We start from the raw sequence: 19,234 nt of genomic DNA, 5'->3' as shown, positions 1-19,234 counted from the left end.
CCCGGATGGAGCGCAGCGTAATCCGGGACCGTCGTTGCTTCAGGCGACAGCAGCCCCGGATTGCGCTGCGCTCCATCCGGGCTACGACGACATCACCGATAGCAATGGAAGCGGTGGTAACCGTCATAATAGCCGTGGCAGCGGTGGCGGTAATGACGGTGGGGAATGCCGAGCACGCCCTCGACCGCACCGACGGCCCCGCCGACACCGGCACCGACGACGCCGCCAACTGCGCCGCCCACCGGGCCGGCAATCCGGTTACCTTCATAAGAGCCTTCCTGCGCGCCGCGCACGATGCCCTGGGCGTGGCCGGCTTGCGGTAGCGACAACAGCGCGAGCAGGATGGCGGCGGCTGCGAACAGCAGGCGGACGGGTCGAGCGGCCGGCAATTGCGCGGCGGCGATACGGGCTTTGTTCATCTTCGGTCCCAAAGGATGAATGGCAGCGAGCGCTGCCCTGTGAAGGATGGCCACGACCAACGCACCGAGCGGCCAAATGGTTGCGCCTTTGTGACGAATTGTCGGCGTTGTGAACGCAAATCCGGCTCGCGAAAATGTCAGCGCCGCCGCGAGCCACGCGGCACAAAGCGGCCTTGCTTACGCCCTGCATCGCGTTAACGATGGACGGCTAGGCCGCTGGAACGAAAGCCGGATTGCAGGCATAGTGCACGACGGGGGACGGAGAGCCGCGGCGCCTAGCATGAACAGGCCGGAGGCCAGAAGTCCGATGCGTTCGTTTTTGATTGCTTTCACCTCCCTGATGTTTTTGAGCGCGGGCGCCGCGCAGGCCAAGGTCGAGATCACCATCGACAAGGACAATCAGCAGATGACCGTCGCGGTCGATGGGGTCGCGCGCTATCACTGGCCGGTGTCGACCGGCATCCCCTCCCGCGAGACGCCGAACGGCGCGTTCCGCGCCTTCCGCATGGAAGAGGATCACTACTCCAAGGAATTCGACGACGCGCCGATGCCGCACGCGATCTTCTTCACCAAGATCGGGCATGCCATCCACGGCACCGACTCGGTCGGCCGGCTCGGCTCGCCGGCATCGCATGGCTGCGTGCGGCTGTCGCGCCAGAATGCCTCGACGCTCTATGCGCTGGTGCAGCAGCAGGGCGTGCTCAACACCACGGTGACGCTGACCGGCTCGGCGCAGGTGGCGCTGGCGCGCAATCCCCGCGGCCGCAACGCCAATGCAGTTGCCCGCGCCCCGCAGCCGGCCGAAGAACAGTACAGCGCTGCCGGCGATCCCGTGAACTTGACGCCGCCGGCGCAGCCCGCCCGCCGCTACATGCCGCAGGACGACAATTACATCTATCCGGCTGACGGCAGCGACACCGGCGCGCGCTATCCGGCGCCGCGCTCGGCCGGCCGCCCACTCTATGACGCGCAGGTCTATCAGCAGCAACAGCAGCCGCGCCCCTATTACGACCAGGGCTATGACCAGCAGGGCTCCTACTATCAGCCACAGCCCCGGCAGGTTTATCAGCGCGCGGCTATTACTACCAGAACTGAGGCAGCCGTCTTCGTCACCGCCTTCGGCGGTCGGCACGAACAATACATTGCTATTCGAGGCACCATGCCAACACGTGCCACGACTGCACTAGCTGTGCTCTGGGTTTTGATGGCGGGAGAGGCCATGGCATCGGATTTGGCCTTCGATCTCGAGGCGCATCGCGGCGGGCGGGCGCTGCTGCCGGAAAACACCCTGCCGGCCTTTGCCAATGCACTGTCGATGGGCGTGGACACGCTGGAGCTCGACGTCGGTGTGACCGCCGATGGCGAGGTCGTCGTCTCGCATGAGCGCGGGCTCAATCCGGATCTCGCGCGCGGCCCCGACGGGGCCTACATCACTGCGCCCGGCACCCCGTTCGTGAAACTGCGGCTCGACGAGGTCAGGACCTATGACGTCGCCGGATCCGGCCCGACAGCGCCTACGCGAGACAATTTCCCGACCAGCGCGCTGTGCCGGGAACACGCATTCCCAGCTTGAGTGAGCTGTTCGCACTGGTGCGCAAGTCCGGCAACACGCGCGTGCGCTTCAACATCGAGACCAAGATCGATCCGGACCATCCGGACCAATCTCTCGACCCGCAGGCTTTCGTCACCAGACTGCTCGGCCTGATCAAGGCCGAAAAATTCTCCGACCGTGTCATGATCCAGTCGTTCGATTGGAGAACGTTGCAGCTCGTGCAGCAGCAAGCACCGAAGATACCGACGGTGTATCTCACGCTCCAGCGCGGCTCAGGCCAGACGGTGGCGCTCGACAAAGCCACCAGCTGGACGGCGGACTTCAATCCGGCCGATCACGGCGGCTCGCTGCCGCGGACGATCAAGGCCGCGGGTGGCGCGGTCTGGTCGCCTTATTTTGGCGATGTGACCCCGGCGCTCATCTCGGAGGCCCGCGCACTTGGATTGCGCGTCGTGGTGTGGACGGTCAACAAGCCCGACGACATGGCGCGCATGATCGAGCTCGGCGTCGACGGCATCATCTCCGATAGGCCGGACCTGTTGCGGCAGATCGCCGCCGAGAAAGGAATTGCGTTGCCGGCGGGCACGCCAGTGGAGCCGTAAGCCGCGGTTTCGTGTCGCGGACGCGGCGCGGCATGAAATGACGCGACGCAGAGCCGGGACCCAGAGTTTTGGGCCCCGGCTCTGCAGCGCACCGCTGAAGAAGCGCTGCGCTGCGTCCGGGGCACGAGGTCCCTCGTGCCGTAGCGCCCCTACTCTCCATCCCTTAAACGCCGATACAGCGCGCCCAGAATATTGGAATAGTCGTCGCTCCAGACCCGCACCCTGTCGTCAGCTTCGGTCTGCTCCCATGACTTCGAGGAGGCGAGCTTGCCGATGTCGGCCTCCTCCCGCGCAGAGATGACGACGTCGGTCGAGAAGATGTAATCGGAATCGCGCCCGGAATCCTCGTTGAAGACCCAACTCGTGAGATCGTTGGCATCCGCAATGCCGACCACGACGGTCTCCAGATCGAGATGCCGGTTGGAGACGTGCATCACCACGGCGCCGTGCGGGGCGAGCTTGTCCTTGTAGATCTTCATCGCCTCCTTGGTCGCAAGATGAATCGGAATCGCATCGGACGAATAGGCATCGACGATGATGAGGTCGTAGGCGCCGTCGGGCTCCTTCGCGAAGGTGAGCCGCGCATCGCCGATCACCGGCTTCAGATCCGGCAGGCAGTTCGAGATGTAGCGGAAATTCCTGGGGTCACGCGCCGCATCGACCATGGACTGGTCGATCTCAAAGAATTTCCAACTCTCCCCTCGCTCAGCAGCACAGGCAAGCGTGCCCGAGCCGACGCCGATCGCGGCGACCTTCAGCGGCGCGCCCTTGCGCTCACGGATCGCGCTGACGGCCTGACCGATGCCGCCGTCCTTGTGATAGTAGGTGATCGGCTCGGGCCGGCCGGCGACCGGCGTGCCGTCATCGTTGCGGAAGCGCTCCGCGCCGTGGATCGTGGTGCCGTGCATCAGCACGTGGAAATAGCCGCCGGGCGTCTCCACGATCTTGTGCACGCCGAAGAAGCTGCGCACCGTGGTGACGCGCCCCTCGTCCGCGGGATAGACCCGGATCAACGCCAGCGCGAGCGCGACGGTCGCAAAAATCTTCCAGCGGTCGGCGTTGAACGTCAACGCCAGCAGCGCGGCGAGCACGCCGACGGCGCCGGCCACCCAGACGCGGTGGTCCTCGAACCAGATCGAGAGCCCGCCTGTCGCATAGGACGGCACAATGAGCGCCGCCGCGAGCGCGGCGAGCGCCAGCCAGTACCATCGAACGAGGCCGGCGAGGCGCTCGTTCGCTGGCGGTCGGCACAGCGCGGCGAGCGCAATCAGGATCGGATATTCGGCGATCCACGAGAAGGTGAACGGCGCGACGAGCCCTGCGAACAGGCCGCCGACCATGCCGCCGAACGACAGCGCGACATAGAAGCCGGTGAGATATTTGGCCGCCGGCCGCGTCCGCGCCAGCTCGCCGTGGCAGGCCATGGCGATGACGAAGAAGCACAATTGATGACCGCCGAGCGTGAGCAGCAGATTCTGCTCCCCGCCGAAGGCCAGCAGGACAACCACGCCCGCGATCGCGACCGGCTGGAGCATCAGCATCCATTTGTGCGGCAGCAGCGGACGCGACTGGAACACGACGACCCAGGTGAGCAGATACAGCGACAGCGGCAGCACCCACAAAAGCGGCGCCGCCGCGACGTCGGTGGAGATGTGCGCGGTCACCGCGATGAGCAGGCCCGACGGCACCGCGGCCAGGAAGATCCAGCGCAGCCGCGTCACCAGACCAGCGCCGGCGCATTCACCTCCTCCGTTCGCGCATCGGCCACCGTCAGCGGCGGCGAACGCAACAGCAGCGTGCCGCAGGCAGCGATCAGCAGGATCAAGAGGCCATAGCCGGCGGTCCAGAACCGGTTCTGCGCGTGCAGCGTGAACATCGGCTCCAGCAGGAACGGATAGGACAGCAGCGCGAGGAAGCTGCCGATGTTGGAGGAGGCATAAAGGAAATACGGATCGTGCCCGGCGGGATGGCCGGTGCGGACGAACCAGGCCTGCAGCAGCGGATTGTTGGCAGCGAGCGCGAAGAACGGCAATCCGATCGAGACTACGAAGAGGCCGAGCAGCCAGACCGCATAGCCCGAAGCGGGCGGCTCGCCGTAGGCGGCGGCGATGCCGAGCGGCAGCGTCGCGAAGGCCGCGATCAGCAGCACCAAATGCACTGCGACCGGAACGATGTGGTTTTTGACCTGCATCAACAGATGCGCATAGGCGTAACCCGCCAGCAGCAGCGACTGGAAGAACACCATCGCCACCGACCACACCGCCGGCGAGCCGCCAAGCCGCGGCAGCACCATCTTGGTGAACAGCGGCTGCACGGAGAACAGTAAGAGCGCGCTGACGAAGATCGCGGCGGTGTAGACCGTCAGCAGCAGCCGGTTGCGCGACGCAGACGGCTGCTCCGTGGCGGCGGGTTGCACGATCGAATCCATGGGAGCTCCGGCAAAAGCGTTTTCCAGCGAAGTGGGCACCGGTTCGGTTCGCGCGAGAAAACGCGTCGGACAATGCCCCCGGCGGGCGCCGGACGGGCGCAATGGAGCACAAGGCGCCTGAACGGGCAATAAAGCGTCGCGTGATGTTGCAGCGGGGAATGCTTGATATAAGAGGGTCGTTCCGGGGCGATGCGAAGCATCGAACCCGGAACCTCGAGATTCCGGGTTCGCGCTCCGCGCGCCCCGGAATGACACCAGGGAATCATGAGCGAAACCGACGTCGTCATCATCGGCGCTGGCCATAACGGCCTCACCTGCGCAGCCTATCTCGCAATGGCGGGCCTGCGCGTGCGCGTGGTCGAGCGCCGCAAGGTGGTCGGCGGGGCAGCGGTCACAGAGGAGTTTCACCCCGGATTCCGGAATTCGGTCGCGGCCTACACCGTGAGCCTGCTCAATCCGCAGGTGATCCGCGACTTGAATCTTGCGGAACAAGGCCTGCGCATCGTCGAACGGCGCGCGCAGAATTTTCTGCCCGCGCCCGACGGCAGCTATCTCCTCACCGGCGAGGGGCGGACGAAAGATTCCGTCGCGCGGCTGAGCGCGCATGACGCCGATGCGCTCGACGGTTTCACGCGCGAGCTGGAAGAGATCGCCGACGTGCTCAGGCAATTCGTGCTGCGCGCGCCGCCGAACCTGGTTGATGGCTTTGGCACGCGCGCAATCCGTGAGGCGGTGAATGCGTTAAAGACGGCCAACATCCTGCGCGGTCTCACGCTGGAGCAGAGCCGCAGCCTGCTCGACCTCTTCACCCGCTCCGCCGGCGAGATGCTGGACGAGCGTTTCGAGCATGATCTGGTCAAGGCGCTGTTCGGCTTCGATGCCATCGTCGGCAACTATGCCAGCCCCTATGCGGCGGGTTCGGCCTATGTGATGCTGCATCATGCCTTCGGCGAGGTGAACGGCAAGAAGGGCGTCTGGGGCCACGCCATCGGCGGCATGGGTGCGATCACGCAGGCCATGGCGCGCACCGCGCAGCACCGCGGCGTCGTGATCGACACCGACGCGGGCGTGCGCGAGATCATCGTCGAGCGCGACCGCGCGGTCGGCGTCGTGCTGGAGAACGGCACGGCCATCCGCGCCAAATATGTCGCAGCTAACGTCAATCCGAAGCTGCTCTACACGCGGCTGATCGCGGCCGACGCCCTGCCCCAAGAGTTCCTCGCGCGCATCCGGCACTGGAAGAACGGCTCCGGCACCTTCCGCATGAACGTGGCGCTGGACCGCCTGCCCTCGTTCACGGCGCTACCGGATGAAGGCGATCATCTCACCTCGGGCATCATCCTGGCACCGAGCCTCGGCTACATGGACCGCGCGTATCTCGATGCGCGCGCGCAGGGCTGGAGCCGAGAGCCCGTCGTCGAAATGCTGATCCCCTCGACGCTCGACGACACGCTGGCGCCCGAAGCCAAACATGTCGCGAGCTTGTTCTGCCAGCACGTTGCGCCGGAGCTTCCCGATGGAAAGTCGTGGGACGACCATCGCGAGGAGGTCGCCGATCTCATGATCGCGACGGTGGACAAATATGCCCCGGGCTTTGCGGCAAGCGTGCTCGGCCGCCAGATCCTCTCGCCGCTCGATCTCGAACGGCAGTTCGGCCTTTTGGGTGGAGACATCTTCCACGGCGCGCTGACGATGAACCAGTTGTTCTCGGCGCGGCCGATGCTGGGCCATGCCGACTATCGCGGCCCGCTGAAGGGCCTCTACCATTGCGGCTCCGGCGCCCATCCCGGCGGCGGCGTCACCGGTGCTCCGGGCCACAACGCGGCACAGGCGATTCTGAGGGATCACCGATCGCTGTTCGGAAGCCGTGGGTAGGTCTGTGGATGAGCTGTGGACAGGCTGTCGAGAGATATGTGGTCAGGAAGAGGATGCTCACGGACGGGCGAGCGGGACAGGCCTGGGGAAAAGCAGTGGAGAACCAAGGGGCAATTGCGGGAAGAGTCCGTGGATAGCCGCCGTACTAAGGTGCGGACAACCTGTGGAGACCGCTTGAGAACCACGCGTAGCAAAAATGACCTCGCCCGCCAGGGGGCAATCCCCCTCGCGGGTGTTAGGTCAAAAACAGCTTATGAGTAGCCCCGGCTGGGAAATGGGAGACGGAAATTACTTCAAAGAGGTGCTAATCGATCGCGAGCGCGATACCGGCTGCGATCAGACCGTATTCGATCGCAGTTGCACCGGACTCGTCCGACCAGAATCTGCGAGCCGCAACTTATGCTGAAAAATTGGAACAAAAGTTCCAAAAATTGAACCCGACGGAACCCTAGGATGCAGCCCTCCCCTACACATCGCGCCAGCTTCTCGATCGGCAGCGAGGCCGCCGCCAGGCGTGTCGTCGACGTGCTCACCGAGGTGTTTTTCGATGGGGATGCGGCGGTCGCCGCCTTCGAGCGGCCCGACGGCCAATGGGACGTCACGCTGCATTTTGCCGCCGCGCCGGACCAGGCATGGCTGCGCGAACTCGTTGCAACTTCAGCAGGAAACGAGATCGCGGAGACGCTCGCCTTCGATATCGTCGAGGCCAAGGACTGGGTCAAAGCAAGCCTGGAAGACCTCGTGCCGGTCCCGGCCGGCCGTTTCGTCGTGCACGGCAGCCACGACCGCGACCGGGTGGCGGCGAACAAGCTCAAGATCGAGATCGAGGCGGCGCTTGCCTTCGGCACCGGCCACCACGGCACCACCCGCGGCTGTTTACTGCTGCTTGACCATGTCCTGAAAAGCGCGCGGCCGAGGCGCGTGCTCGACCTCGGCACCGGGACCGGCGTGCTGGCGATCGCCGCAGCCAAGGCGCTGCATCGCGCGGTGCTCGCCTCCGACATCGACCCGCCGTCGGTGCGGGTGGCGACCGAGAACGCAGCGCTGAATGACGTTGGTAACCATGTGCGGGTGATCCGTGCCACCGGCTTCGCCGCACCGGATTTTGGCAAATGCGGTCCGTTCGACCTGGTGTTGGCCAACATCCTTGCCAATCCCTTGCGGCAATTGGCGAGCCCGATGGCGCGGCATCTCGCGCCCGGCGGGCGCCTCATCCTCTCCGGCCTGTTGACGCATCAGGCCCCCGCCGTGATCGCCGCCTACCGCGCGCGCGGCCTCGTGCCGCTGCGGCATCTGCGGATCGAGGGATGGAGCAGTTTGTTGCTGCGGAAGATGGGATAAGCGAGGTGCCGTAGGGTGGGCAAAGCGCAGCGTGCCCACCAACATTGTTCGGGAATTCGGAGAGTCGGTGGGCACGGCGCAAGCGCCTTTGCCCACCCTACAAATATCTCGGCGCCGCCCTACTCCGCCGGCTTCTCATCCCGGCGCGTTGCGCGCTTATCCCGCAACGTCCGCCTCGCGCGGCGCTCGGCGAAACGATCGATCATCTGGCTGATGAGGCCGCGCGGCTTCTTCGGTGTCGCCGCAGCCGGGGCGCGGCGCACCGGCGGCGAAATCTTTTCAAACGTGAACGATGGCATCGTGTGTCCCCTCGCCGTTGAGATGAACCACTTGCTCGAATTTCCCTGTTATCCGGACGAAGCGCAACTGCCGCACCCTTTACTCCACTCGATTCGAATGGAACTATTTCAAGCACAGTCCATGCCAGATGCGACGCAAATGCGTCTAGATTGCGGACTGATCTCCATGATCCTAAAGTGATCCACCATGTTCGAAGCGCACTTCCAGACATTCGAGGAGCCCGAGGCCGGCGTCGCATTGGCGGCGCGCCTCGCTGCACTCCGCGAAGAACTCGCCCGCCGCAAGCTGACCGGGTTCGTGATCCCCCGCGCCGACCAGCAGCAGAATGAATATGTGCCGCCGTCGGAAGAGCGGCTCGCCTGGCTGACCGGGTTCACTGGATCGGCTGGATTGGCGGTGGTGCTGACCCAGGAGGCCGCGATCTTCGTCGACGGCCGCTATACGCTCCAGGCCGCCAAGCAGGTCGATGTGAAGGCTTGGGCGGTGGAATCGCTGATCGATCCGCCGCCGGAGAGCTGGGTATCGGCGCACTTGAAGCCCGGCGACCGCCTCGGATTTGATCCGTGGCTGCACACTTCTTCAGCAGCCGAGCGCTTGTCCGCCGCCTGCGCCAAGGCCGGCGCTGAACTCGTTGCGGTCGACAGCAATCCGGTCGACGCGATTTGGCACGATCGACCGCAGCCTCCCCTCGCGCCGGTGACCGTGCACGGAATGCAACATGCCGGCCTCACTGAAGCCGACAAGCTGACGCAGATCAGAGGCGAAATCGCCAAGCTCGGCGTCGATGCGCTGGTGGTGTCGGACAGTCATGCCGCGGCCTGGGCCTTCAACATCCGTGGCGCCGACGTCGCGCATACGCCGCTGCCGCTGTCCTACGCGCTGGTGCCGAAGGACGGACGGCCGACGATCTTCATCGACCATCGCAAGCTCTCCAACCTCACGCGCGACCATCTCGAACAGTCCGCCGACGTGCGCGAGCCAGATGCGATGGCGCCGACGCTGATGGCGCTGGCCAAGAGCGGCGCCGCAATCGCGCTCGACAATGCCACGGCGGCCGATGCGCTCAGCCGGCTGATTGCGGGCGCTGGCGGCAAGCCGGTGCGGGGCAGCGACCCGATTGCGCTGCTCAAGGCGGTGAAGAACGCGACCGAGATCAAGGGCACGAAGACCGCACATGTGCGCGACGCCGTGGCGCTGGCGCGCTTCCTCGCCTGGATCGATCGCGAGGCGCCAAGCGGCAAGCTCACCGAGATCGACGCGGTCGAGGCACTGGAGACGTTCCGCCGCGACACCGGCGCGCTGAAGGACGTCTCGTTCCCGACCATCTCGGGCACCGGTCCGAACGGCGCCATCGTGCACTACCGCGTCACCCGCAAGAGCAACCGGCGGATCGCACCCGGCGACCTGCTGCTGATCGATTCCGGCGCGCAATATGAAGACGGCACCACCGACGTCACCCGCACGATGGCCGTGGGCGAGCCGACGGAGGAGATGCGCGACCGCTTCACCCGCGTGCTGCGCGGCCATATCGCGATTGCGCGCGCGGTCTTCCCCGACGGCACCACCGGCGCGCAACTCGACACGCTGGCGCGGCAATATCTATGGGCCGCCGGCGTCGATTTCGAGCACGGCACCGGCCACGGCGTCGGCAGCTATCTCTCGGTGCATGAGGGGCCGGCGCGGATCTCGAAGCTCGGCACCACGCCGCTCAAGCGCGGCATGATCCTGTCCAACGAGCCCGGCTACTACAAGACCGATGGCTTCGGCATCCGCATCGAGAACCTTGAGCTGGTGGTCGCCGCCGACATCAAGGGTGCCGAGAAGCCGATGAATGCGTTCGAGACGCTGACGCTGGCGCCGATCGATCGCCGGCTGATCGATGTGGCGATGCTGAGCCGCGGCGAGCTCGACTGGCTCAATGCCTACCACGCCCGCGTTCGGGCCGAGGTGCGGCCGGCACTGGATGAAGCGACGAAGGCCTGGCTCGATCAGGCAACGGCGGAGCTGAAGGCGTAAGATCGGTGCGCATGGCGCTAGGCGATTTGCGCAACGCTGCTTGCTCCACTTACAGCCGTCCCCCCGCGAAGGCGGGCATCCAGTACGCCGCAGCTTCTCCGCATACGACATCTGTCTCTGGAATACTGGATTCCCCGCCTTCGCGGGGAATGACAGCGGAGGCCGGGGCGGTCATCGCGCCATCATCGTAACCATCCCGGAATCCGTATAGCCGCATTCCGAAACGCCAATATCCGTCTTGCGCGAGCGCGCTACAGTCGATTCGAATTCGAAAGACGGATACGTATGCACGGCATGATCAGCAAGCCGCCGGGAGCGGCGACAAACCTCGCGACGTCGCGCTTGGTGCTCCTGCTCTTGGTGGTCATGACCGGGATCGCGCCGATCTCGCTTTACATGCTGGTTCCGGCGCTGCCGGTGCTGGCGACCAATTTCGGCAGCGACATCTCGATCGCGCAGATGACGGTGTCGCTCTACATGGTCGGCATCGCGCTGTCGCAGCTCATCATGGGGCCGCTGTCGGACCGGTTCGGCCGGCGCCCGGTGCTGCTTGGAGGGCTGGCGCTGATGATCGCGGCCAGCGTCGCCTGCATCTTCGCGCAAAACCTGCCGCAGCTGATCGCTGCGCGTTTCTTCCAGGCGCTGGGCGGAGCCGCCGGCATGGTGGTGAGCCGCGCCATTATCCGCGACATCTATGAACGCGATCGCGTCGCCTCGATGATCAGCCTCGTGGTCGCCGCCCTGATGATCGGACAGATGGTCTCCCCGCTCACCGGCGGCCTGATCGAGACCGCGTTCGGCTGGCGCGCGATCTTCTACGCCATCACGATCGCCGCGATCATCGTCGCCGTCGGCATCGCTGTGGCGCTACCGGAGACGCGCCGCAGCCGTGCCGCCGGCAGCGGCTTTCGCGGCGACGTCGGCATCCTGATCCGCAACCGCGCCTTCGTGGGTTACGTGATGTGCCAGGTGCTGGCCTCGCAGATCATCTTCACCTTCGCCGGCGGCGGCCCCTACATCGTGGTGACGCAGATGGGCCGCAGCAGCGCCGAATATGGCGCATGGTTCGCGACCTCGGGCTTCGCGTTCCTCGTCGGCAATCTGCTCTGCGTGCGCTTTGCGCCGCGGCACTCGCTGGAGAAGCTGATCTGGTTCGGGCTTGCCCTCCAGCTCTGCGGCAGCCTGCTGAACCTGATTTGGAGCTTCGCCGGCTGGAACGAGGCGCCCGGCTGGCTGTTCGGCACGCAGATGATCGTGATGGCTGGCAACGCCTTCGTGATGGCGAATTCAGCCGCCGGCGCCATCAGCATCCGTCCCGAAGCCGCCGGCACCGCGTCGGGCGCAATGGGCTTCCTGCAACAGGGCATCGGCGCACTGATGTCGCAATTCGGCGCCTATCTCGGCGGCCACTCCACGACCACGCTGCCGCTGACCTCCGCGGTCCTCGCGATCTCGCTGCTCTGCGCCTGCACGATGATCTTCGTCGTCCCCCGCCGCGAGGTCGTGGTCAGCGAGAAGTTGATCGAGCAGGCGGAGGAGGAAGAGACGGGGATGATATGAGGGGGCGGTGCGCTGCATCCCCGTCATTGCGAGCGAAGCGAAGCAATCCAGACCGTCACCGCGGAGGGACTCTGGATTGCTTCGCTTCGCTCGCAATGACGAAAAATCTCACTCCCCAATCAGCTTCAGCCACTCGTCCTCGGTCAGTACCTTGACGCCGTGCTTGTTGGCTTCGGCGAGTTTCGAGCCGGCGCCGGGGCCGGCGACGACGAGATCGGTCTTCTTCGACACCGATCCCGACACCTTGGCGCCCAGCCGCTCCGCGGTTGCCTTGGCCTCGTCCCGCGTCATCTTCTCCAGCGAGCCGGTGAACACCACGGTCTTGCCGGCGACGGCGGAGTTGCTCTTCGGCTTCTCGGCGTCGATGATCTCGACCTCCTTGGTCAGCCGCTCGACGATGCCGCGATTGTGGCTCTCGCCGAAATAATCGGCGATGCTCTTGATCACGGTGTCGCCGATCTGGTCGAGCGCGTCCATGTCCGCCATCGCTTCCTCGTCGCCCTTGGCGACCTTGAGGCAGGCGTCGTGAAAGGCGTCCCAGGAGCCGTAGCCGCGTGCCAGCGCCAGCGCCGTGGTCTCGCCGACATGGCGCATGCCGAGCGCATAGACGAAGCGCTCCAGTGCGATTTTCCGCCGGCTCTCGATGGCGCCGAAGAGATTTCGCACCGACGTTGCGCCGTAGCCCTCGATCTCTTCAAGCCTGAGTTTTGAGTTGCGCTTCTCCAGCGTAAAGATGTCGGCAGGCTCCTTCACCCACCCCTCATCGAAGAAATACTGGAGCTGCTTCTCCCCCAATCCGTCGATGTCGAAGGCGCGGCGCGAGACGAACAGCTTGAGATGCTCGATCTTCTGATAGGGGCAGGCGAACTCGCCGGTGCAGCGGGCGCGCGAGCCCTCTTCGCCGGTCGCCGTCTCCTCACGCGTGACATCGGTGTGCAGTGGACACGGGCACTTCTTCGGAAAGTGAAATTCCTTGGCGGTCTTCGGCCGCTTGTCGAGGACGACATCGACCACCTGCGGGATGACGTCGCCGGCGCGCTGAATCACGACCGTGTCGCCGATGCGGATGTCGCGGCCCTCGCGCAGCACCTCGCCCTTGTTGCCGATGCCCTTGATGTAGTCCTCATTGTGCAGCGAGACGTTCTGCACGATCACGCCGCCGACGCCGACCGGTTCGAGCTTGCCGACCGGCGTGAACGAGCCGGTGCGGCCGACCTGGATCTCGATGTCGCGCAGCACCGTCATGGCGCGCTCGGCCGGGAATTTGTGCGCGATGCCCCAGCGCGGCGTGCGCGAGACGAAGCCGAGTCGCTCCTGCCAGTCGATCCGGTCGACCTTGTAGACGACGCCGTCGATGTCGTAGTCGAGCCGTGCGCGCTGCTCCTCGATCGAGTGATGGAACGCGAGCAGCTCCTCGATCGAGTGACACAGCTTGGTCAGCGGATTGGTCTTGAAGCCGCAACGCTCGAACCAGCCGATCATGCCGCTCTGCGTGCCCTCGGGCATCGCGCTCATCTGCCCCCACGCATAGGCGAAGAAACCGAGGGGGCGCGAGGCAGTGATGGTCGGATCCTTCTGTCGCAAGGAGCCTGCGGCCGAGTTGCGCGGATTGGCAAAAATGGTGTCGCCGGCGGCCTTCTGCCGTTCATTGAGCGCGAGGAAGGCCTTCTTGGTCATGTAGACCTCGCCGCGCACCTCGCAGATGTCGGGGACGTTACGGCCCTTCAGCTTCTGCGGCACGTCCTCGAGCGTGCGGATGTTGGCGGTGACGTCCTCGCCTACCGCGCCGTCGCCGCGCGTCGCGGCCGTGATGAGTTCGCCGCCCTCATAGCGCAGCGACATCGACAGGCCGTCGATCTTGGGTTCGGCGGAGAAATTGACCTGATCGTCGCCGAGCTTCAGGAAGCGCGCGATACGGCCGACGAAGTCGCGCACGTCCTCTTCGGCAAAGGCGTTGTCTAGCGACAGCATCGGGAGGGCGTGCCGGACCTTCCTGAAGCGGCCCGACGGCGCCGCGCCGACCTTCTGCGACGGCGACTCCGCGCTGACGAACTCCGGAAAGCGCTTTTCGATGGCGTTGAGGCGCTGCCGCAACGCATCGTATTCGGCGTCGGTAACGGTCGGCGCGTCCTCTTGATAGTAGCGCTCGTTGTGCCCCTCGATCTCGAGCGCCAGCCGCTTGTGCTCGACCTTGGCCTGCGCCTGAGTGAGGTCGGCGACGTCGCGAGGCGGTGTTGCTTTGGATTTTGCTGCTCTGGCCATGGTGCTTGGATACGACGGAGCGGGCGGAAGGGTAAAGGTGGTTACGTTTGCGTGCCCCGGACGCAGCGCAGCGCTTCTTCGGCGGTGGGCTGCAGAGCCGGGGCCCATTGGGCGGCATTCTGGGTCCCGGCTCTTCGGCCGGGACAAGAGAGCGTCAAGCCGTCGCCGCCTTCAGCAGCCGTTCCGCGGCCGCCCTGGCTTCCGCCGTGATTTCCGCACCTGCCAGCATCCGCGCGATCTCTTCGCGGCGGTGGTCGGCGGCGAGCGTATTGACGCGGGTGGCGACGCGCTTGCCCTTGTCGAGGGCGTCCTTCGAGATCAAGAGGTGCTGGTCGGCGCGGGCGGCGACCTGCGGGGCGTGGGTCACGGCCATCACCTGCACCTTGCCGGCAAGCCGCGCCAGGCGCCCGCCGATGGCATCGGCGACCGCGCCGCCGACGCCGGTGTCGATCTCGTCGAACACCAGGGTCGGCGCCGAGCCGCGGTCGGACAGCACGACCTTGAGTGCCAGCAGGAAGCGTGAGAGTTCGCCGCCGGAGGCGACCTTCATCATGGGCCCCGGCTTGGTGCCCGGGTTGGTCTGCACCCAGAACTCGACGCGGTCGAAGCCCTGCGGCCCCGGCGCGGCCTCGTCGGTCTCGACCTGGGTCATGAATTTTGCGCGTTCGAGCTTGAGCGGGGCGAGCTCGGCATTGACGGCCTTGTTGAGCTTCTCCGCCGATTTCTGCCGCGCCAGCGACAGTTTCTTGGCCGCGGTCGCATAGCGGCTGTCTGCCTCGATCGCGGCCTGCTCCAGCTTCTTCAGCCGTGAGGCGCCGGCATCGATCAGCACGACGTCGGCGGCATATTGAGCGGCAAGCGCGGCGAGCCCGTCGACTGGAGTCGAGTATTTACGTGACGCCGCACGCAAGGCGAACAGCCGCTCCTCGATGCGTTCGAGCTCGGCGGGATCGAAATCGGTTGCGGCCAGGGCCGCCTGGAGATGCTGGTCGGCTTCCTCCAGCGCGTTGATCGCGGCGTCGATCGCCTTCACCGCCGGCTCGACCAGCGCCGGCGAGTTGACGCCGCGGCGCTCCAGCCGGCGCACCGCGGCCGACAGCGCCGCGACCGGCGAATGATTGCCGCCGACCGCTTCCTGCGCCTCGCGCAAATCGGAAGCGATCTTCTCGCCCTGCATCATGGTGGTGCGGCGTGAAGCCAAGGAGGTCTCTTCGCCGTCCTTGGGCGCGAGCTGCTTCAGCTCGTCGGAAGCGTGGCGCAGATAGTCGGCTTCACGCGCGGCGCGCTCCATGCCGGCGCGATGTTCCTCAAGCTCGGTGTTGGCGGTGCGGCGCGCGTCCCAAAGCATCTCGACCGCGGCGACGTCCTTTTCGAGGCCGGCGAACGCGTCGAGCAGGCGACGATGGGTGGCGGCATCGACCAGCGCGCGCTCATCGTGCTGGCCATGGATCTCGACCAGGGCGGCACCGACCGCCTTCAGCGTCTGTACGCTGATCGACTGGTCGTTGATGAAGGCGCGGGTGCGGCCGTCGGCGAGCTGCACGCGGCGGAGAATCATCTCGCCGGTGTCGTCCAGGCCGTTCTCGGCCAGGATCTTCGTCGCGGGGTGATTTTTGGGGACATCGAACATGGCGGTGACCTGCCCCTGCTCCGCGCCGTGGCGCACGAGGCCGGCATCGCCGCGGCCGCCGAGCGCCAACGCAAAGGCATCGAGCAGGATGGATTTGCCCGCACCGGTCTCGCCGGTCAAAACCGCAAGGCCGGTGGCGAATTCGATATCGAGCCGTTCGATCAGGACGATGTCACGGATCGACAGACGCGCCAGCATGGAACCTAATTTCCTAGCCGAGACCCATCTTTTTGAAGGTCCGGCTGATCCAAGACCCCTGATTCTCGCTCGGTTCGAGACCGCCGGATTTTACAAGATTATAGGCGTCCTTGTACCAGCGGCTGTCAGGAAAATTGTGCCCGAGCACGGCCGCCGCGGTCTGCGCCTCGCCGACGATACCGATCGCCATATAGGCCTCGGTGAGCCGGAACAGCGCCTCCTCGACATGGCGAGTGGTCTGGTACTGCGTAACGACGGTCTTGTAGCGGTTGATCGCCGCCGTGTAGTCGCGCTTCTGCGCGTAGTAGCGGCCGACATTCATTTCCTTGCCGGCGAGCTGGTCGCGCGCGCCCTCGATCTTGGCCTTGGCCGAGGTGGCATATTCCGAGTTCGGATATTTGCGCACCACCTCTTCCAGCGCGGCGATCGCCTTCTCGGTGCGGGCCTGGTCGCGGCTGATGTCCGGAATCTGGTCGTAATGCGAGGCGGCGATCAGGTATTGCGCATAGGCCGCATCCGGGCTGCCGGGATGCAGCGTGACATAGCGGGTGGCGGCGCCGATACAGCCGTCATAGTCGCCGCCCTGGTAGGACGCGTAGGCCGACATCAGCAGCGATTTGCGGGCCCAGTCGGAATAAGGATGCTGGCGGTCGACCTCTTCGAACTTCTTGTTCGCCGCCTTCATGTCCTTCTTCTCGTTCATGAGGTACAGGCCCTCATTGTAGATCTTGTCGGCGGGCTCCTCGACGAAGGTGTCGTCCTTGGCGGTGAACTTGTCCCAGAGCGAGCCGGTGCCACAGCCGGCCAGCGGCAGCGCGAGCAGGATGAAGGTGACGGCGTGAAGCAGGCCGCGGGCTTGAGACGAGACCGGGAGATATCCGCGCGTCATACGCTGTGCCGACATGAGTTTTGCCTTGACGCCCTGTGATGCGGTGCCCGCCAGCCCATGAACCCCGTCATGGGCGCGAAATGTGACCGTGGTGCCTGCCCATGCGACCACGCCGATCTATCCGAAAAACGATCTTTAACGAACCGGATAGGCAGGCATTTCGCCCGGATTAAGGCGAAACTGCCGCAATGCTAGTCGATCATGGTTACCAGGAATTTCCCGGGGTCAGTCGCGACCCGTGGCTGCGACAACAGGTCCGTCAGGACACGTCCGGCCCGTAGGCCGCGGCGATCCGGCCGCCGACGATGCCGCGACCAACTTCGCCCTGGGGACGCGTGGTGCGGCGGGCCGCTTCGCCCTCGACCACCCGCCAGGCGGTACGGTCGGCCAGCAGCGCGGTCAGGACGGCGTGGTTGAGCTTGTGGCCGCCACGCACCGAGCGGTATGCGCCAAGCAGCGGCAGGCCGGCCAGCGCGAGGTCGCCGATCACGTCCAGCACCTTGTGGCGGGCACATTCGTCGGCGTAGCGCAGGCCCTCAGTGTTGAGCAGCCGCTCGTCGTCGAACACGACGGTGTTGTCGAAGGAGGCGCCGAGGGCATAACCCGCGCTCCAGAGCCGCGCGACATCGCCCATCAGGCCGAAAGTCCGGGCGCGGCCGACTTCGCGGCGGAAACGCTCGGGACTGAGGTCGAAGGCGTAGCTCTGCTGGCCGATGACGGGGTTGGTGAAGTCGATTTCGACCTCAGCGCGGAACCCGTTGGCATAGGGCCTGATCTCGCCGAAGGAGTCGCCGATCTTGACCGAGATCGGCTTCAAAATCTGAATGAAGCGGCGCTGGGCCGATTGGGTCACAATGCCGGCCTGATCGATCGCCGCAATGAAGGCGGCGGCGCTGCCGTCCATGATCGGCACTTCGGGCCCGTCGATCTCGATCGTGGCGTTGTCGACACCCATGCCCCGCAGTGCGGCAAGCACGTGCTCGGCGGTGGAGACCAGCGGGCCGTCGCGATCGCCGAGGACGGTGGCGAAGTCGGTCGCAATCACCTGCTCGGCGGTGGCCTGAACTTCGCGGTCACTTCCCTCGAGCCCGGTGCGGACAAAAATAAAACCTGCGTCGACAGGCGCAGGCCCAAGCGTGAGAGTGACGGGAAGACCGGAATGAACGCCTACGCCTGCCACGGAGGCTTGCGCACGAAGCGTTGTTTGCCGGCTAAATTTCATCAGGAATCCGCCCCACTACGACCACCGCGACTTATACGAGACCCGCCTAGCCGGCCAGTGCCGACGTCCCCGCGAATCCGTATCCCCAAGTCACGGCAAACCATAGTCACTGCCCCAAACAGCGCCAACTCACGCTTTTTTACCGATTGTTACCCCAAACCTGCCGTATTCGCGCCAAGGCTTAACCAAATTGCGCCGAGATTTGGTGCCGTCATCGGCAGTTTTACTGAACCACCGAATACGCAATTAATGATTTAAAATCAGTTGCTTGACTGCGCAATCCGGACATGCACGGGACCAAAGGAAAGGTCCCGGCAAGCTTGTTACCGGGACCTTTTTTCGTCTGCCCTATTGTAACAATCCTCAGGTCGCCTGCCGCCGCAGGAAGGCCGGGATATCAAGATGGTCGTCTCCCTGTGGCGCCGGCGCAACAGGCGCGGGGCGGCCATGCATGTCCAGGCCCTGCGGCGCGGGACGGCGGGCATACTCCGATACCGGCTCGGTAGCCGCGATCTGCTGCGCCACGGTCTTCTGCGGCCGGCGATCGGGCAGCGGCGGCATCGCGGGACCGGCGGTGCGAGCGGCGATCGGCGCTTCGCTCTCCTCGTCGCGACGGCCGAGGCCGACATTGGCGAGACGCTGGAGCAGCGACAGGCGGGTCTTCTGCGGGGTCTCTTCCTCGACCTCGCCGCGGGCCTGGCGAAGCTCGGCCTGGGCCGGCATCGGCAGTTCCTCGATGCGTGGCATCCGCGGCGCACGGACCGGTGCACGCTCGGCCTGCGGCGGGATGAAGGTTTCCGGCGTCATCGGCTCCTGCATGGCGAGCGGGGCCTGCTCGGGCTCTGGGAACAGGGTCGGCTTCTGCGCGATCGGGCGCACGGTCACGTCGCCGTAGGTCTGCATCGGCGCGGGCGTCTGCGGGACGTCCGCGACGGCGGCG

Annotated in this window: 10 protein-coding genes and 5 pseudogenes; 6 read left to right on the top strand and 9 right to left on the bottom strand. The window is 65.5% G+C overall.

The window, feature by feature from the left end; all coding sequences use genetic code 11:
• Positions 1–92: 92 nt before the first annotated feature.
• Complete coding sequence (locus CWO91_RS35400; protein WP_130220097.1) at positions 93–419, bottom strand: hypothetical protein; 327 nt, start codon at positions 417–419, stop codon at positions 93–95.
• Positions 420–699: 280 nt separating this feature from the next.
• Here CWO91_RS35400 and CWO91_RS35390 point away from each other — a divergent pair.
• Both CWO91_RS35390 and CWO91_RS35385 read left to right on the top strand, forming a co-directional pair.
• A pseudogene (locus CWO91_RS35390) lies at positions 700–1,514 on the top strand (L,D-transpeptidase).
• Positions 1,515–1,578: 64 nt separating this feature from the next.
• A pseudogene (locus CWO91_RS35385) lies at positions 1,579–2,573 on the top strand (glycerophosphodiester phosphodiesterase).
• Between the two features lie 149 nt (positions 2,574–2,722).
• Here the strand turns inward: CWO91_RS35385 and CWO91_RS35380 are convergent.
• Positions 2,723–5,001, bottom strand: a pseudogene (locus tag CWO91_RS35380) (fused MFS/spermidine synthase).
• Positions 5,002–5,265: 264 nt separating this feature from the next.
• Between CWO91_RS35380 and CWO91_RS35375 the strand changes: the two are divergent.
• Positions 5,266–6,876: a phytoene desaturase family protein gene (locus tag CWO91_RS35375; protein WP_130220095.1), complete on the top strand. Its 1,611-nt coding sequence runs from the start codon at positions 5,266–5,268 to the stop codon at positions 6,874–6,876.
• 310 nt (positions 6,877–7,186) lie between these two features.
• Here CWO91_RS35375 and CWO91_RS35370 read toward each other — a convergent pair.
• A pseudogene (locus CWO91_RS35370) lies at positions 7,187–7,261 on the bottom strand (Flp family type IVb pilin); the annotation flags it as partial.
• A gap of 68 nt (positions 7,262–7,329) precedes the next feature.
• Between CWO91_RS35370 and CWO91_RS35365 the strand changes: the two are divergent.
• Positions 7,330–8,217: a 50S ribosomal protein L11 methyltransferase gene (locus tag CWO91_RS35365; protein ID WP_130220094.1), complete on the top strand. Its 888-nt coding sequence runs from the start codon at positions 7,330–7,332 to the stop codon at positions 8,215–8,217.
• Between the two features lie 119 nt (positions 8,218–8,336).
• Here CWO91_RS35365 and CWO91_RS35360 read toward each other — a convergent pair whose 3' ends face one another.
• Positions 8,337–8,516 (bottom strand): hypothetical protein, encoded by a 180-nt coding sequence (locus tag CWO91_RS35360; RefSeq protein WP_130220093.1) that lies wholly within the window; start codon positions 8,514–8,516, stop codon positions 8,337–8,339.
• A 187-nt stretch (positions 8,517–8,703) separates the two neighbouring features.
• On the opposite strand from CWO91_RS35360, the gene CWO91_RS35355 reads away from it, so the two are divergent.
• A complete protein-coding gene (locus tag CWO91_RS35355; protein ID WP_130220092.1) occupies positions 8,704–10,533 on the top strand; it encodes an aminopeptidase P family protein in 1,830 nt (609 codons plus the stop codon).
• A gap of 285 nt (positions 10,534–10,818) precedes the next feature.
• Positions 10,819–12,093: a multidrug effflux MFS transporter gene (locus tag CWO91_RS35350; RefSeq protein WP_130220091.1), complete on the top strand. Its 1,275-nt coding sequence runs from the start codon at positions 10,819–10,821 to the stop codon at positions 12,091–12,093.
• A gap of 108 nt (positions 12,094–12,201) precedes the next feature.
• Here CWO91_RS35350 and ligA read toward each other — a convergent pair whose 3' ends face one another.
• The 5 genes and pseudogenes from ligA to CWO91_RS35325 form a co-directional block, all read right to left on the bottom strand.
• Positions 12,202–14,355, bottom strand: coding sequence for an NAD-dependent DNA ligase LigA (gene ligA / locus CWO91_RS35345; RefSeq protein WP_130220090.1), 2,154 nt, complete (start codon positions 14,353–14,355; stop codon positions 12,202–12,204).
• A gap of 154 nt (positions 14,356–14,509) precedes the next feature.
• Positions 14,510–16,183, bottom strand: a complete 1,674-nt coding sequence (gene recN, locus CWO91_RS35340; protein ID WP_130220089.1) for a DNA repair protein RecN — start codon at positions 16,181–16,183, stop codon at positions 14,510–14,512.
• A gap of 13 nt (positions 16,184–16,196) precedes the next feature.
• Positions 16,197–17,087 carry an outer membrane protein assembly factor BamD gene (locus CWO91_RS35335; protein ID WP_130220096.1) on the bottom strand — a complete coding sequence of 297 codons (891 nt, stop codon included), beginning with the start codon at positions 17,085–17,087 and terminating at the stop codon, positions 16,197–16,199.
• Positions 17,088–17,331: 244 nt separating this feature from the next.
• Positions 17,332–18,294 (bottom strand): UDP-3-O-acyl-N-acetylglucosamine deacetylase, encoded by a 963-nt coding sequence (gene lpxC, locus CWO91_RS35330; protein ID WP_130220088.1) that lies wholly within the window; start codon positions 18,292–18,294, stop codon positions 17,332–17,334.
• Between the two features lie 363 nt (positions 18,295–18,657).
• Positions 18,658–19,234: pseudogene (locus CWO91_RS35325) on the bottom strand (cell division protein FtsZ); the annotation flags it as partial.

The organism is Bradyrhizobium genosp. SA-3, from assembly GCF_004212635.1.
Taxonomy (GTDB): Bacteria; Pseudomonadota; Alphaproteobacteria; order Rhizobiales; family Xanthobacteraceae; genus Bradyrhizobium.
The sequence above is the reverse complement of the archived record's forward strand: the minus strand, read 5'-3'. Positions and strand labels throughout refer to the sequence as shown.

What these genes read in the sequence shown, in the direction of transcription:
- ligA (WP_130220090.1), bottom strand. Translation starts at nt 14,355, where the DNA reads ATGGCCAGAGCAGCAAAATCCAAAGCAACACCGCCTCGCGACGTCGCC.
- recN (WP_130220089.1), bottom strand. Translation starts at nt 16,183, where the DNA reads ATGCTGGCGCGTCTGTCGATCCGTGACATCGTCCTGATCGAACGGCTC.
- CWO91_RS35360 (WP_130220093.1), bottom strand. Translation starts at nt 8,516, where the DNA reads ATGCCATCGTTCACGTTTGAAAAGATTTCGCCGCCGGTGCGCCGCGCC.
- CWO91_RS35335 (WP_130220096.1), bottom strand. Translation starts at nt 17,087, where the DNA reads ATGTCGGCACAGCGTATGACGCGCGGATATCTCCCGGTCTCGTCTCAA.
- CWO91_RS35365 (WP_130220094.1), top strand. Translation starts at nt 7,330, where the DNA reads ATGCAGCCCTCCCCTACACATCGCGCCAGCTTCTCGATCGGCAGCGAG.
- CWO91_RS35375 (WP_130220095.1), top strand. Translation starts at nt 5,266, where the DNA reads ATGAGCGAAACCGACGTCGTCATCATCGGCGCTGGCCATAACGGCCTC.
- CWO91_RS35350 (WP_130220091.1), top strand. Translation starts at nt 10,819, where the DNA reads ATGCACGGCATGATCAGCAAGCCGCCGGGAGCGGCGACAAACCTCGCG.
- CWO91_RS35400 (WP_130220097.1), bottom strand. Translation starts at nt 419, where the DNA reads ATGAACAAAGCCCGTATCGCCGCCGCGCAATTGCCGGCCGCTCGACCC.
- lpxC (WP_130220088.1), bottom strand. Translation starts at nt 18,294, where the DNA reads ATGAAATTTAGCCGGCAAACAACGCTTCGTGCGCAAGCCTCCGTGGCA.
- CWO91_RS35355 (WP_130220092.1), top strand. Translation starts at nt 8,704, where the DNA reads ATGTTCGAAGCGCACTTCCAGACATTCGAGGAGCCCGAGGCCGGCGTC.